Source organism: Streptomyces sp. NPDC005070 (assembly GCF_053600395.1).
In genome coordinates this window covers 1-14,922 of the sequence record NZ_JBSFZS010000154.1, presented here as the reverse complement: position 1 = coordinate 14,922, position 14,922 = coordinate 1, and the positions used below count along the sequence as shown (strand labels likewise).

6 protein-coding genes, 1 tRNA gene and 1 rRNA gene are annotated in these 14,922 nt (G+C 69.4%); 7 read left to right on the top strand and 1 reads right to left on the bottom strand.

Features of this window, described 5'->3' with window-relative positions:
• The 3 genes from rrf to ACWEBX_RS32985 all read left to right on the top strand — a co-directional run.
• Window positions 1-84: ribosomal RNA gene (gene rrf, locus ACWEBX_RS32995) — 5S ribosomal RNA — on the top strand; the annotation flags it as partial.
• A gap of 113 nt (window positions 85-197) precedes the next feature.
• Window positions 198-860, top strand: coding sequence for a DegT/DnrJ/EryC1/StrS family aminotransferase (locus ACWEBX_RS32990; RefSeq protein WP_451888444.1), 663 nt, complete (start codon window positions 198-200; stop codon window positions 858-860).
• 83 nt (window positions 861-943) lie between these two features.
• A tRNA-Thr gene (locus ACWEBX_RS32985) sits at window positions 944-1,019 on the top strand.
• A gap of 112 nt (window positions 1,020-1,131) precedes the next feature.
• On the opposite strand, the gene ACWEBX_RS32980 is transcribed toward ACWEBX_RS32985, so the two are convergent.
• The gene (locus tag ACWEBX_RS32980; protein ID WP_451888443.1) at window positions 1,132-3,882 is read right to left on the bottom strand and encodes a SpoIIE family protein phosphatase; all 2,751 of its coding nucleotides are present in this window, start codon (window positions 3,880-3,882) and stop codon (window positions 1,132-1,134) included.
• A 386-nt stretch (window positions 3,883-4,268) separates the two neighbouring features.
• Between ACWEBX_RS32980 and ACWEBX_RS32975 the strand changes: the two genes are divergently transcribed.
• From ACWEBX_RS32975 to ACWEBX_RS32960, 4 genes are all read left to right on the top strand, one after another.
• Window positions 4,269-9,764, top strand: a complete 5,496-nt coding sequence (locus ACWEBX_RS32975) for a HAMP domain-containing protein (protein ID WP_451888442.1) — start codon at window positions 4,269-4,271, stop codon at window positions 9,762-9,764.
• A gap of 333 nt (window positions 9,765-10,097) precedes the next feature.
• Complete coding sequence (locus tag ACWEBX_RS32970) at window positions 10,098-10,781, top strand: response regulator (protein ID WP_037620357.1); 684 nt, start codon at window positions 10,098-10,100, stop codon at window positions 10,779-10,781.
• Window positions 10,782-10,960: 179 nt separating this feature from the next.
• Window positions 10,961-13,684 (top strand): DNA translocase FtsK, encoded by a 2,724-nt coding sequence (locus ACWEBX_RS32965; protein WP_451888441.1) that lies wholly within the window; start codon window positions 10,961-10,963, stop codon window positions 13,682-13,684.
• Between the two features lie 334 nt (window positions 13,685-14,018).
• Window positions 14,019-14,876, top strand: a complete 858-nt coding sequence (locus ACWEBX_RS32960; RefSeq protein WP_451888440.1) for a helix-turn-helix domain-containing protein — start codon at window positions 14,019-14,021, stop codon at window positions 14,874-14,876.
• Window positions 14,877-14,922 lie beyond the last annotated feature (46 nt).

The following is a 14,922-nucleotide window of genomic DNA, read 5'->3' as shown; positions in this document are numbered from 1 at the left end:
TACATTCCGAACCCGGAAGCTAAGCCTCACAGCGCCGATGGTACTGCAGGGGGGACCCTGTGGGAGAGTAGGACGCCGCCGAACAAATTTTAGAGAGCTGGTCCCCGAACTTCGGTTCGGGGACCAGCTCTTTTTTGTTTGGTGTCACTTGAAGTTCACGTTACGCGACCAATATCCCCACCATGAGTACTGCTGCCATGCTCACCGCCGCGGGCGTCGGAGCCGGTGACGAGGTCGTCGTTCCGGCCTTCGGGAACGTGGAGGTCGCCGACGCCGTCACCCAGGCCGGCGCCACCGTCGTCTTCGCCGACATAGACCCCGTGACGTACTGCCTCGACCCCAACGCGGTGGAGGCCGTCATGACCCCGCAGACGGCGGCGCTCGTCGTCGTGCACCGCTTCGGGCGGACCGCCGACCTGGCGCGGCTGCGGGAGCTGGGGCAGCGGCACGAGGTGCTGGTGCTGGAACAGGGCGAGTCCGAGGCGCCGTACGACGAGATCGCGCAGCGCAGGGAGCGGGCCGCCTACCTCGACGGCCGGCTGAGGGGCGTCCGCACGCCGGTCAGCGGCGACGGACACACCTACCAGCAGTACGTGGTGCGGGTGCCCGGCAACGGTCGTCCGGACCGTGACGCCTTCGCAGCGGCCGTACGGGCCAGGGGAGTCGAGTGCCGGGTGCCGGTGAAGACTCCGGTGCACCGCCTGTCCGCGTTCCGCCGGGACGTACACCTTCCCGAGACCGAGCGAGCCGCCGACGAGACCCTCTCGCTTCCAGTGGACGGGACGTTGACGAAGCGGGAGATGCAGCGGATCGTCTCCGCGTGCAACGCGCTCGGCGGACTGCTGCAACCGGCCTTCTGATCAGGGCCGGACTGGTTGGGAACACGGTCCAATTCAGGGTATGATCTCTCTTGTTGCCGCGAGGGAAACCTCAAAAGCGACAGGCCCCCCTAGCTCAGTCGGCAGAGCGTCTCCATGGTAAGGAGAAGGTCAACGGTTCGATTCCGTTGGGGGGCTCCAGCAGAAAAGGCCTCCGCCCTTGTGGGCGGGGGCCTTTCGCATTTCCCGTGTTCCGAGCCGACGGACCTCGGCTCCCGGAACCCGAGTCCCGGGAGCGTCGGTCCTGCGGTTCTCAGTCCGTGTGGAGGCCGGGGACGCGCATCGCCAGGATCGCCATGTCGTCCGACGGGGCGTCGGAGGCGAAGCGTTCGACCGCGCGCATGATGCGTGCGGCGACCGCGCCGGCCGTCAGCCCCGTGCAGGTGGTGAGGACGTCCGCGAGGCCGTCGTCGCCGAGCATGCGGGTGCCCTCGCGCCGCTCCGTGACGCCGTCCGTGACACACAGCAGGACATCGCCCGGATCGAGCGTGACCCTCTGCTCGTACAGCTCCAGGTCCTCCATGACACCGAGGAGCGGCTGCGGTTCGGCGGCCGGCTCGACCGTTCCGTCCTGGCGCAGCCGCAGCGGGAGCGGATGGCCGGCGCAGACGACCTTCAGGACGGCGCTGCCGTCCTCCTGGGGCCACAACTCGCCGTAGAGGAGCGTCAGGAAGCGGCTGCGGGCGCCCTCGTCGAGGATCGCGGAGTTCAGCCGCTCCAGGACCGCGGGGCCGCCGTAGCCCTCGCGGGCCAGCAGGCGCAGTGCGTGCCGGGCCAGGCCCGTGACCGCCGCCGCCTCCGGGCCCGTACCGCAGACGTCGCCGATGGCGAAGCCGTACGCGCCGTCACGGATCGGGAAGAGGTCGTAGAAGTCGCCGCCGACCTCGTTGCCCTCGCCGGCCGCCCGGTAGATGACCTCGACCTCGACGCCCTCGATCTGGGGGAGTTCGGGAGGCAGGAGGCTGCGCTGGAGAGACTGGCTGATGGCCGTGCGCTCCGAGTACAGGCGTGCGTTGTCCAGTGCGAGAGCCGCTCGCCGGGAGAGGTCCTCGGCCAACTCCAGGATCTCCTGGCGGAAATGCTCGTCCGACGGCTTGCCGAGGGTCAGCATGCCGATGACACGGTTGCGGGCGACCAGGGGAAGGACGACGGTCTCGCCGCCGACCGCGGCGGCCGTCGCCAGCGTCGGGCCGATGCCGGAGCTCACCGAGGTGTACTCGCCGAGGCCCAGGCTGCGCATCGACGTCCGCAGCGCGGCGTTGTGGGCGGCCGCGGCAGGTGCCGACCAGACCCGGGCGCCGGGGGTGGTCACCGGGTCCGGCGGGGCGATCTTCGAGAGCAACGCCTTGAGGCCGTCGATGAGTTCCTCGTCCTCGTGCAGGACGTACGAGAGGTACGGATCGGAGGCCTGGTCCGCGATCGTGTACACGGCGCACCAGGTGGCCAGGGTCGGGACCGTCATCTGGGCCATGAGGGCGAGCGTCTGGTCGCGGTCCAGGGTGCCGGCGAGCAGGTCCGAGGCCTCGACGAGGAAGGACAGTGAGCCGCGGCGCAGGCGTTCCAGCTCGCCGAGGCGGGCCGATTCCACCGCCAGGGCGATGCGGTCGGCGGCGAACTGGAGGCGCAGGGCCTCTTCGTTGGAGTAGCGTCCCGGCGATTCGGCGGCGACGCCGAGGGAGCCGGTGAGGCGGCCCTCGACCTTCAGCGGGACGGTGACGACCGAGCGCATGCCGGTGCCGCCGAGGAGCGGTACGGCGCCGGGGACGAGGGTCAGGTCCTCGTGGACGGCGGGCATGCGGGCCGAGCCGTAGCGGCCGGGGCCCGCCTCGACGGGGACGCGGGCGAAGCGCTGGCGGGCGGAGGGCAGGCCCGTGGAAGCGCGTACCTCCAACTCCGTCTCGTCGTCGGTGGCGAGGAGCAGGAACGCGGAGTCGCCGTCGAGCATGTCGCGGGCCCGTTCCACCGTGCGCTGGAGGAGACCGTCGAGGTCGTCCGGGGCCGGTGATCCGATGAAGACCTCGAACGGATCGGTGGCCTGGCCCTCTGTGTGGGTGCCCGCGTCGGAGGCGGGTCCGCGCAACGGGGTCTGCAGGACGGCGCGTTCGTGGTCGCGCACCAGGAGGCAGACGGTGGAGGGCTCGCCGGTCGTGTCGCGGACCCGCAGGTGCGAGGCGTACACCGGGGTGACGCGGCCGTCGGCGCAGCGGACGCCGTAACTGCCTTCCCAGCGCGAGAGTTGCAGGGCTTCGACGATGCCGGTGCCGGTGCCCGGGGTGTGCGGCCAGGCCGCGAAGTCGGTGAGCGGTTTGCCGATGACCTGCTCGGCCGCGTATCCGAAGAGTTCCTCGGCGTCCTCGTTCCAGGCGTTGACGGCACCGGTGCGGTCGATCTGGACGACTGCCACGCGGACGCGGCCGTCGGCCAGGGGGAGGAGGTCGGCGGGGAGCGAGGGCCCGGCGGCCCGGGTGCCGACGGCGCGCTCGGGGAGGTCGAGCTGGAACCAGACCTGCTTGTGGGTGGGCGTGTAGTCGACGCCCCAGCGGCGGGCGAGGGCCGCGCAGAGCTGGAGGCCGCGGCCGCCCTCGCGGTCGGGGCTTCCCATGGTGATGGCCGCGGCCTGGAGTGGAATCTCACGTTCCGGGTAGCGGTCCGCCACCTCGATGCGCACGCCGTCGTCGCTGCGCAGACACAGAACGTCGGCGGAGGTGCCCGCGTGCACGACGGCATTGGTGACCAGCTCGCTGGTCAGAACGACGGCGTCGTCGACGATGTCGGCGAAGCCCCAGCCCTGGAGGGTGTCCCGGACGAACGAGCGGGCGGTCGCGACGGACCGTCCCACGGGTTCGAAACTGGCGGCCGCGCGCGCGGTGATCACAGAACTCCTTGTCCGGTCGTCGGCGGCGTGCGGGTTTCCGTGGCCGGCCCGCTCCTGCGTGGGCAGAGCGTGGTGCCCTGTCGGCCGGGGATCCTGGGGTGTCTCCCCGGGATGCAGTCCGGTGGTCATGGTGCGGTGCCCTCCGATGCCTGCCCGCTCGTACTCGTGCCACCGCCCAGGCCGGACGGGACCGGCACGGTTGGACAGCCGCTTGCAAGGTTACTTACCTTCGCGGGGCCTGCGGATGCCGGTCACGGGTGTTTCCGTCTTGAAGAGTGCGGTGTTCCGTTCGGACAGGTGCGTGTGATTGCCTCCGACCGGGGCCGGAGGATTGTCCCGCGGGTGTGCGGACGATGTGCGAAGCTGCCGAACTGTTATGGCCTGGTTCGGCCGGGGTGAAACACTGGGCAGGCTCCAGGAGAAGGTCCGGGCAGGTCGCATGCCTCCCGCGCACCACGAGAAGAAGTACCCGAGTACGCCGAGCAGTATTGGTCGACCCTTGCGGGAGGGACACAGTGGAGTCTGGCGCAGCGACGCGGGGCGGTAGGACGCGCGCGAAAGGCGGGCAGTCCCCGAAGAGCGGGCGCACACCGCGCACCGGCACCACCGAGGTGGACACGGCGGCCCTGAACCAGTTGCTGGCGGCTCTGGTGGCGATGAGGGACGGCAACTTCCGCAAGCGGCTCACTGTTTCCGGTGACGGCGTGATGTCCGAGATCTCGGCGGTCTTCAACGAGGTCGCCGACCGGAACATGCACCTGACGGGTGAGCTGTCGCGGGTACGGCGCGTGGTGGGCCGTGAGGGCAAGCTCACGGAGCGCCTGGAGGCGGGTGCGGGCGAAGGGGCCTGGGCGGCCGCCATCGACGCGTCGAACGCGCTGGTGGACGACCTCGTACGGCCCGTCTCCGAGGTCGGCCGGGTACTGTCCGCTGTCGCGGAGGGCGATCTGTCGCCGCGCATGGACCTGCGCGCGCAGGCGGCGGACGGGAACGGGCATCCGCTGCGCGGTGAGTTCCTGAAGGTCGGCCGGACCGTCAACAACCTGGTGGACCAGCTCTCGACGTTCACCGACGAGGTCACCCGCGTGGCCAGCGAGGTGGGTACCGAGGGCAAGCTGGGCGGACAGGCCCGGGTCCGCGGTATGTCCGGTTCGTGGAAGGACCTCACGGACTCGGTCAACACGATGGCGTACCGGCTCACCGCCCAGGTGCGTGACATCGCTCTCGTGACCACGGCGGTCGCCAAGGGTGACCTGTCGCGGAAGGTCACCGTTCACGTGGCCGGCGAGATGCTGGAGCTGAAGAACACCGTCAACACGATGGTGGACCAGCTGTCCTCGTTCTCCTCCGAGGTGACACGCGTCGCGCGCGAGGTGGGTACGGAGGGCGAGCTGGGCGGTCAGGCCCAGGTGCCCGGTGTGGCCGGTGTGTGGAAGGACCTCACCGATTCGGTGAACCTCATGGCCGGCAACCTGACGGCCCAGGTGCGCGGGATCGCGCAGGTGACCACGGCGGTCGCGAGCGGTGACCTGTCGCAGAAGGTGACCGTCTCCGCGCGCGGTGAGGTCGCTCAGCTCGCCGAGACGATCAACCAGATGACCGAGACGCTGCGGACGTTCGCGGACGAGGTCACCCGTGTCGCCAACGAGGTCGGCGGCGAGGGCCGGCTCGGCGGTCAGGCGAACGTGCCGGGGGCGGCGGGGACGTGGAAGGACCTGACGGACTCCGTCAACACGGTCTTCCGGAACCTCACGACCCAGGTGCGGGACATCGCCGCCGTGACGACCGCCGTGGCCAACGGCGATCTGTCGCAGAAGGTCAGTGTCCAGGTCGCCGGCGAGATGCTGGAGCTGAAGAACACCGTCAACACGATGGTCGACCAGCTCTCGTCGTTCGGTGTCGAGGTCACGCGCGTGGCGCGCGAGGTCGGCGTCGAGGGTGAGCTGGGCGGCCAGGCACAGGTTCCGGGAGTGGCCGGCACCTGGAAGGACCTGACGGACTCCGTCAACACGGCGTTCCAGAACCTGACCGGTCAGGTGCGGAACATCGCCCAGGTGACCACGGCGGTCGCCAACGGCGATCTGTCGCAGAAGGTCACCGTCGAGGTCGCCGGCGAGATGCTGGAGCTGAAGGTCACCGTGAACACCATGGTCGACCAGCTTTCGAGCTTCGCCGACCAGGTGACGCGGATGGCCCGTGACGTGGGTACGGAGGGCCGCCTCGGCGGACAGGCCCGGGTGGACGGGGTGTCCGGCACCTGGAAGGAACTCACGGACTCCGTCAACTTCATGGCGGGGAACCTGACTTCACAGGTGCGGCAGATCGCGCAGGTGACCACGGCGGTGGCCCGCGGCGACCTGTCGCAGAAGATCGACGTGGACGCGCGCGGCGAGATCCTGGAGCTGAAGAACACCATCAACACGATGGTCGACCAGCTCTCGGCGTTCGCCGACCAGGTGACGCGGGTGGCCCGTGACGTGGGTACGGAGGGCCGGCTCGGCGGTCAGGCGCAGGTGCCCGGCGTCGCCGGTGTGTGGCGCGACCTGACCGACTCGGTGAACGGCATGGCCGGCAACCTCACCGCTCAGGTGCGCAACATCGCGCAGGTCGCGACCGCGGTGGCCCGCGGTGACCTGTCGCAGAAGATCGACGTGGACGCGCGCGGCGAGATCCTGGAGTTGAAGAACACCCTCAACACGATGGTGGACCAGCTCTCGAACTTCGCGGAGCAGGTGACGCGGGTGGCCCGCGAGGTGGGCACGGAGGGCATCCTCGGCGGGCAGGCCGAGGTGCAGGGTGTCTCGGGCACCTGGAAGGACCTCACCCAGTCCGTGAACTTCATGGCCAACAACCTGACCATCCAGGTGCGCAACATCGCCGAGGTCACGACCGCGGTCGCCATGGGAGACCTGTCCAAGAAGATCACCGTCGACGCCAGGGGCGAGATCCTCGAACTGGTCACGACCGTCAACACGATGGTCGACCAGCTCTCGTCGTTCGCCGAGCAGGTGACCCGGGTGGCCCGCGAGGTGGGCACCGAGGGCCAGTTGGGCGGTCAGGCGCGGGTGCCCGGCGTCACGGGCATCTGGAAGGACCTGAGCGACAACGTCAACCTGATGGCCTACAACCTGACCATGCAGGTGCGGAACATCTCGCAGGTCGCGGCGGCCGTCGCCAACGGCGACCTGACCCGCACGGTGACGATCGAGGCGCGCGGTGAGGTCGCGCAGCTCGCCGACACCTTCAACACCATGGTGAAGACGCTGAGTTCGTTCGCGGAGCAGGTCACCAAGGTGGCCCGCGAGGTGGGTACGGACGGCATCCTCGGCGGTCAGGCTCAGGTCCCGGGAGTCGCGGGGACGTGGAAGGACCTCACCGAGTCGGTGAACGGCATGGCGTCCAACCTGACCGGCCAGGTGCGCAACATCGCGATGGTCACCACGGCCATCGCCAAGGGCGATCTGACCAAGAAGATCGACATCGACGCGCGCGGCGAGATCCTGGAGCTCAAGACCACCATCAACACGATGGTCGACCAGCTCTCGTCGTTCGCCGAGGAGGTCACCCGAGTCGCCCGCGAGGTGGGCACCGAGGGGCAGTTGGGCGGCCAGGCGCGGGTCCGTGACGTCGACGGCACGTGGCGCGACCTCACCGAGTCGGTGAACGAGATGGCCGGGAACCTGACCCGGCAGGTGCGCGCCATCGCGCGCGTGGCGACCGCGGTGACCCGTGGTGACCTGAACCTGAAGATCGACGTGGACGCCTCCGGCGAGATCCAGGAACTCCAGGACTACATCAACAAGATGATCGCCAACCTGCGCGACACCACGATCGCGAACAAGGAGCAGGACTGGCTGAAGGGCAACCTCGCCCGCATCTCCGCGCTGATGCAGGGCCGCCGCGATCTCGACGACGTGGCGTCGCTGATCATGAGCGAGCTGACGCCGGTCGTCTCGGCCCAGCACGGCGCGTTCTTCCTGTCGATGCCGCTGGTCGACGGCGCGGACGCGGGCACCGAGGACGAGGAGGCGTACGAGCTGCGCATGCTCGGGTCGTACGGCTACTCGATGGGTTCCATGCCGACGTCGTTCCGCCCCGGTGAGGCACTGATCGGGACGGCCGCGCAGGAGAAGCGCACGATCCTCGTGGAGAACGCGCCGAGCGGTTACCTGAAGATCTCCTCCGGGCTGGGGGAGGCGCCTCCGGCGCAGGTCATCGTGCTTCCGGTGCTCTTCGAGGGAACCGTGCTCGGTGTCATCGAGCTGGCGTCGTTCACGCCGTTCACGCAGATCCAGCGGGACTTCCTGAACCAGATCGCGGAGATGATCGCGACGAGCGTCAACACCATCTCGGTCAACACCAAGACGGAGGTGCTGCTGCGGCAGTCGCAGGAGCTCACCGAGCAACTGCGGGAACGCTCCGCGGAATTGGAGAACCGGCAGAAGGCGCTCCAGGACTCGAACGCGGAACTGGAGGACAAGGCAGAGCTGCTGGCCCAGCAGAACCGCGACATCGAGGTCAAGAACACCGAGATCGAGGAGGCGCGGCAGGTCCTGGAGGAGCGCGCCGAGCAACTCGCGGTCTCCATGCGCTACAAGAGCGAGTTCCTGGCGAACATGTCGCACGAGCTGCGGACGCCGCTCAACTCGCTGCTGATCCTGGCCAAGCTGCTCGCCGACAACGCGGACACGAACCTCACGCCGAAGCAGGTCGAGTTCGCCGAGACGATCCACGGCGCGGGCTCCGACCTGCTCCAGCTCATCAACGACATCCTCGACCTGTCGAAGGTCGAGGCGGGCAAGATGGACGTGTCGCCGACCCGCATCGCGCTCGTCCAGCTCGTCGACTACGTGGAGGCGACCTTCCGTCCGCTGACCGCGGAGAAGGGGCTCGACTTCTCCGTACGGGTCTCGCCGGAGCTGCCCGCCACGCTGCACACCGACGAGCAGCGCCTTCTCCAAGTGCTGCGCAACCTCCTCTCGAACGCGGTGAAGTTCACCGATTCCGGAGCGGTCGAGCTGGTGATCAGGCCCGCCGGGTCCGACGTGCCGGTGGCCATCAGGGAGCAGCTCCTGGAGTCGGGGTCGCTGCGGGACGCGGACGCCGACCTCATCGCGTTCTCCGTGACCGACACCGGCATCGGGATCGCGGCGAGCAAGATGCGGGTGATCTTCGAGGCCTTCAAGCAGGCGGACGGCACGACGAGCCGCAAGTACGGCGGTACGGGCCTCGGGCTCTCGATCTCGCGGGAGATCGCGCGGCTGCTGGGCGGCGAGATCTACGCCCAGAGCGAGCCGGGACGCGGCTCCACCTTCACGCTGTACCTGCCGTTGCACCCGAGTGAACTGCCGCCCCAGGGCTACGGGCAGCTCGCGCCGGCGCTGGAGGCGGGGGAGCTGCTGGCCTCGGAGGGTGAACTGCACAGCACCGGCATGCCGGCCGAGGTGAAGTCGTACCAGGACGCCCAGAACGGGCCCGCCGCGCTGTTCAGGAGGCGCCGCAGGGCGCTGCCCACGGCCGAGCAGCGCCTGGACGCCTCCGGGCAGCAGGACGGTGCCGCGGGCGCCGCTGAGGAGCCGTGGGCGGCCGCGGGGCAGCGGGACGCGGGACCGCAGCGGGGCGCGGGCATCCGCTTCGAGGGCGAGAAGGTGCTGATCGTCGACGACGACATCCGCAATGTCTTCGCGCTGACCAGTGTCCTCGAGCAGCACGGGCTGTCGGTGCTGTACGCGGAGAACGGCCGCGAGGGCATCGAGGTCCTGGAGCAGCACGACGATGTGACGGTCGTTCTGATGGACATCATGATGCCCGAGATGGACGGCTATGCCACGACAACGGCGATCCGGCGGATGCCGCAGTTCGCGGGTCTGCCGATCATCGCGCTGACGGCGAAGGCGATGAAGGGCGACCGGGAGAAGGCGATCGAGTCGGGTGCCTCCGACTATGTGACCAAGCCGGTCGATCCCGATCACCTGCTGTCGGTGATGGCGCAGTGGATGCGTGAGGGGTGACACACTCGAGGAGGCGACGCGGGTCGTCATGGTGCGTCCGGGCGTCGGCGCACCGTGTGCCACGGGCTTTCGGGTGGCCCGGCGTCGGATGACTGACTGTGCCCGAAGCCGTGTAGAAGCACGGGATACGGGGAACCTTCTGGTCCCCTGCCGCGTTTCTGCTACGTGCACAGTGACATCACGGTGACAGGGTGTGGCGACGGGCGGGGTGCGGCTAGCATGACCGGCACAAGGACGGACGGCGCAAGGGAGTCGTCCCCAGGGGCGGCGCCCGGCGCCTCCCCTAGTCCTGCGGACAGGGGAGGCCCCATGCCGGGGCGAGGAGGGCGGGCCATGGTGCAGAAGGCCAAGATCCTCCTGGTCGATGACCGGCCGGAGAATCTGTTGGCGCTGGAGGCGATCCTCTCCGCGCTCGATCAGACACTGGTACGGGCATCGTCCGGGGAGGAAGCGCTCAAAGCGCTGCTCACGGACGACTTCGCGGTCATTCTGCTGGACGTTCAGATGCCCGGCATGGACGGATTCGAGACCGCCGCGCACATCAAGCGGCGGGAGCGGACCCGGGACATCCCGATCATCTTCCTCACCGCCATCAACCACGGCCCCCACCACACCTTCCGGGGGTACGCGGCCGGCGCCGTGGACTACATCTCCAAGCCCTTCGACCCGTGGGTGCTGCGCGCGAAGGTCTCGGTGTTCGTCGAGCTCTACATGAAGAACTGCCAACTCCGTGAGCAGGCGGCCCTGTTGCGGCTCCAGCTCGAGGGCGGTGGCAAGGCGGCGCTCGGCGAGGCCAAGGAGCCCGCCGGACTTCTCGCCGAACTCTCCGCGCGGCTCGCCGCCGTCGAGGAGCAGGCCGAGGCGCTGTCCAAGCAGCTCGACGACGACTCCGCGGACGCGGCCGCCGTGGCGACCGCGGCCCATCTCGAGCGCAAACTCACCGGACTGCGCAGAGCGCTGGACGCGCTGGAGCCGGGCACCGGCAGCGGGGCACCGTCGGTGCCGTCGCAGAGCTGAGGCCCGCGCGGGCGTGCCCGGACGGCGCGTCAGGCATCGAGGGAGCTCCCGCCGCACCGTGAGGGAACGCCCGTCACGCCGTGAGGAGGCGTCAGTTCCGGTCTCCGTAAGGGCGACACGATCGGGTGAAGCACTGGGCACACGTGTCCGCTGTCGTCTCCACCGGTAACCTCACACACATGGCCCCACGTCAGTCCGCAGCCAAGAAGCCGCCCGCGAAGAAGGCGGCCGCTCCGACGAAGGCCCCGGTGAAGAAGGCCCCCGCGAAGAAGGCGGCCGCCGGCAAGGCGCCCGCCAAGAAGCCCGCCCCCGCGCCGGCGCCCAACCCGACCGCGGGCGTGTACAGACTCGTACGCGCCCTGTGGCTGGGCCTCGCCCATGCCGTCGGAGCCACCTTCCGCGGGATAGGGCGCGGCGCCAAGGGGCTCGACCCGGCGCACCGCAAGGACGGACTCGCGCTCCTGCTCATCGGCCTCGGGCTGATCGTCGCGGCGGGCACGTGGTCCAATCTGCGCGGTCCCGTCGGCGACCTCGTCGAGATGCTGGTGACCGGCGCCTTCGGCCGCCTCGACCTCCTCGTCCCGATACTTCTCGCCCTGATCGCGGCGCGGCTCATCCGCCACCCCGAGCAGCCCGAGGCGAACGGCCGGATCGTGATCGGTCTGTCGGCGCTCGTGATCGGCGTGCTCGGGCAGGTGCACATCGCGTGCGGTTCGCCGGCGCGCAGCGACGGGATGCAGGCGATAAGGGACGCCGGCGGGCTCATCGGCTGGGGGTCGGCCACCCCGCTGACGTACACGATGGGTGACGTTCTGGCCGTACCGCTCCTGGTGCTGCTCACGATCTTCGGGCTGCTCGTCGTCACGGCGACCCCGGTCAACGCGATTCCGCAGCGGCTGCGGCTGCTCGGCCAGAAGCTCGGCATCGTCCAGGCCGACTTCGACGAGGACGCGTTCCGCGAGGACGAGGAGCGCTACGACGAGCAGTGGCGCGAGGGGATCGCGGGGCGCGCCGGCGGGCGCTCGCGCGCCCCCGAGGCGTACGACCCCGACAGCGCCGAGCATGAGGCGCTCACCCGGCGCCGGAGCCGCCCCCGGCGGCCCGGCGTGCAGCAGCCCGACATGAACCGGCCGATGGACGCCGTGGACGTCGCGGCGGCCGCCGCCGCGGCGCTGGACGGTGCCGTGCTGCACGGGATGCCGCCCTCGCCCCTGGTCGCCGATCTGACGCAGGGCGTCAGCGTCGAACGTGACGGGTACGAGGAGACGACGCCGGTACCGGCCGCCCGCGCCAAGGCCGTTCCGGGCGCCAAGCGGCCCAGGCAGGAGGCACTGCCGGTCGAGTCGGTCGTGCCCGACCTCACCAAGGCCGCGCCCGACGCGCCGCGCGAGCTGCCCCCGCGCGCCGAGCAGCTCCAGCTCTCCGGGGACATCACCTACGCGCTGCCCTCCCTCGACCTGCTGGAGCGCGGCGGCCCCGGCAAGACCCGCAGCGCCGCCAACGACGCGGTCGTCGCCTCCCTGCAGAACGTCTTCCGGGAGTTCAAGGTCGACGCCGCCGTCACCGGCTTCACCCGCGGACCGACGGTCACCCGCTACGAGGTCGAGCTCGGCCCCGCCGTGAAGGTCGAGCGGATCACCGCCCTCACCAAGAACATCGCCTACGCGGTCGCCAGCCCCGATGTGCGGATCATCAGCCCGATCCCCGGCAAGTCCGCGGTCGGCATCGAGATTCCCAACACCGACCGCGAGATGGTCAACCTCGGTGACGTGCTGCGTCTGGCGGACGCGGCGGAGGACGACCATCCGATGCTGGTCGCGCTCGGCAAGGACGTCGAGGGCGGCTATGTGATGGCCAACCTGGCGAAGATGCCGCACGTCCTCGTCGCCGGAGCCACCGGTTCCGGCAAGTCGTCCTGCATCAACTGCCTGATCACGTCGGTCATGGTCCGGGCGACTCCCGAGGACGTGCGGATGGTCCTCGTGGACCCCAAGCGCGTCGAGCTGACGGCGTACGAGGGCATCCCGCACCTGATCACGCCGATCATCACCAACCCGAAGAGGGCCGCCGAGGCGTTGCAGTGGGTCGTACGGGAGATGGACCTGCGCTACGACGACCTCGCGGCGTTCGGCTACCGGCACATCGACGACTTCAACGAGGCCATCAGGAACGGCAAGGTCAAGCTGCCCGAGGGCAGTGAGCGCGAGCTGACCCCGTACCCGTACCTCCTGGTGATCGTGGACGAGCTCGCCGACCTGATGATGGTCGCGCCGCGCGACGTCGAGGACTCGATCGTGCGCATCACGCAGCTCGCGCGCGCGGCCGGCATCCATCTGGTGCTCGCCACCCAGCGGCCGTCCGTGGACGTGGTCACCGGTCTGATCAAGGCGAACGTGCCCTCCCGGCTGGCCTTCGCCACCTCCTCCCTCGCGGACTCGCGGGTCATCCTCGACCAGCCCGGTGCCGAGAAGCTCATCGGCAAGGGCGACGGACTCTTCCTGCCGATGGGGGCCAACAAGCCCACGCGTATGCAGGGCGCGTTCGTCACCGAGGACGAAGTCGCGGCGATCGTGCAGCACTGCAAGGATCAGATGGCGCCCGTCTTCCGGGACGACGTCACCGTGGGCACCAAGCAGAAGAAGGAGATCGACGAGGACATCGGCGACGACCTCGATCTGCTGTGCGCGGCCGCCGAGCTGGTCGTCTCCACGCAGTTCGGGTCCACCTCGATGCTCCAGCGCAAGCTGCGCGTCGGCTTCGCCAAGGCCGGCCGGCTCATGGACCTCATGGAATCGCGCGGGATCGTCGGGCCCAGCGAGGGTTCCAAGGCGCGTGACGTCCTTGTGAAGGCCGATGAGCTGGACGGGGTGTTGGCCGTGATGCGCGGGGAAGCAGAAGCGTAGAGCCCCCGGCGAGGGGGACGGGACAGCCGGCAAACGGCGCGGTGAGCGCGTGGCGGTCGCTCAGGGAGCGGCGGTGGTGTCGCGCGGATGGCGGAACGTCATGTTCCGCACCCGGCTGATATGTGAATGTGACTCACCCGTAAGGAGTCGGTGGGCAACCGTTTCGCCTTGTCGCACGTCAAGTTGAGCGAAGGGACGCCACCATGTCCCTATATCAGGATGACCGGCCATTCTGATGGCGTACAAAGTCCCACCGCCCGGTTGCCCCACCCTTTCGTACCCCCCCTAGACTGTACTTCCAGCACAGGTGGCTACACGCTCGAAAGGCGCCCCCGTGTCCATCGTCAACTCACCTGACGGCAACTCCCCCGAAGACGAGCGTCCGTTCGAAGACGACCCTGCGGCCGACCGGCTCTCGATCGGACGTGCCCTTCAGAAGGCACGCATCGAGGCCCGTCTGACCGTCGACGACGTCAGCAACGCCACCCGCGTCCGTATCACGATCATCCACGCCATCGAACAGAACGACTTCGCTCCCTGTGGTGGCGACGTCTACGCGCGCGGGCACATCAGGACCCTGGCCCGCGCCGTCCGGCTCGATCCGGCTCCGCTGCTCGCGCAGTACGACGCCGAGCACGGCGGACGTCCCGCGCCGACGCCCGCGGCCCCGCTGTTCGAGGCGGAACGTATCCGCCCCGAGCGCCGTGGGCCGAACTGGACGGCCGCCATGGTCGCCGCGATCGTCGCGGTGATCGGCTTCGTCGGGTTCACCATGGTCAAGGGCGGCGGCGCCGACGACGACTCGAAGACCCAGGTCGCCGAGGGGTCCACGCCGACCACCAAGAAGTCCGCCGCGCCGTCCGCGACCGCCACCAAGCCCGCCGACCCGAAGCCCGAGCCGTCCGACAGCGCCATCGCGGCCGCTCCGCAGGACAAGGTGACCGTCCAGGTCAGCGCCGCGGACGGACGGAGCTGGATCTCCGCCAAGGACCACAACGGGCGGATGCTCTTCGACGGGCTGCTGAAGCAGGGCGAGTCGAAGACCTTCCAGGACAGTTCCAAGATCAACCTCATCCTCGGCGACGCCGGAGCCATCCAGCTCTTCGTCAACGGCAAGAAGATCGAGGATCAGTTCCAGCCGGGCGCCGTGGAGCGTCTGACGTACACGAAGGGCGACCCGCAGGTCGGATAGGGGTCCCCAGCAGCACACCGTCGACGGGGTTGGCCAAGATCGGCCA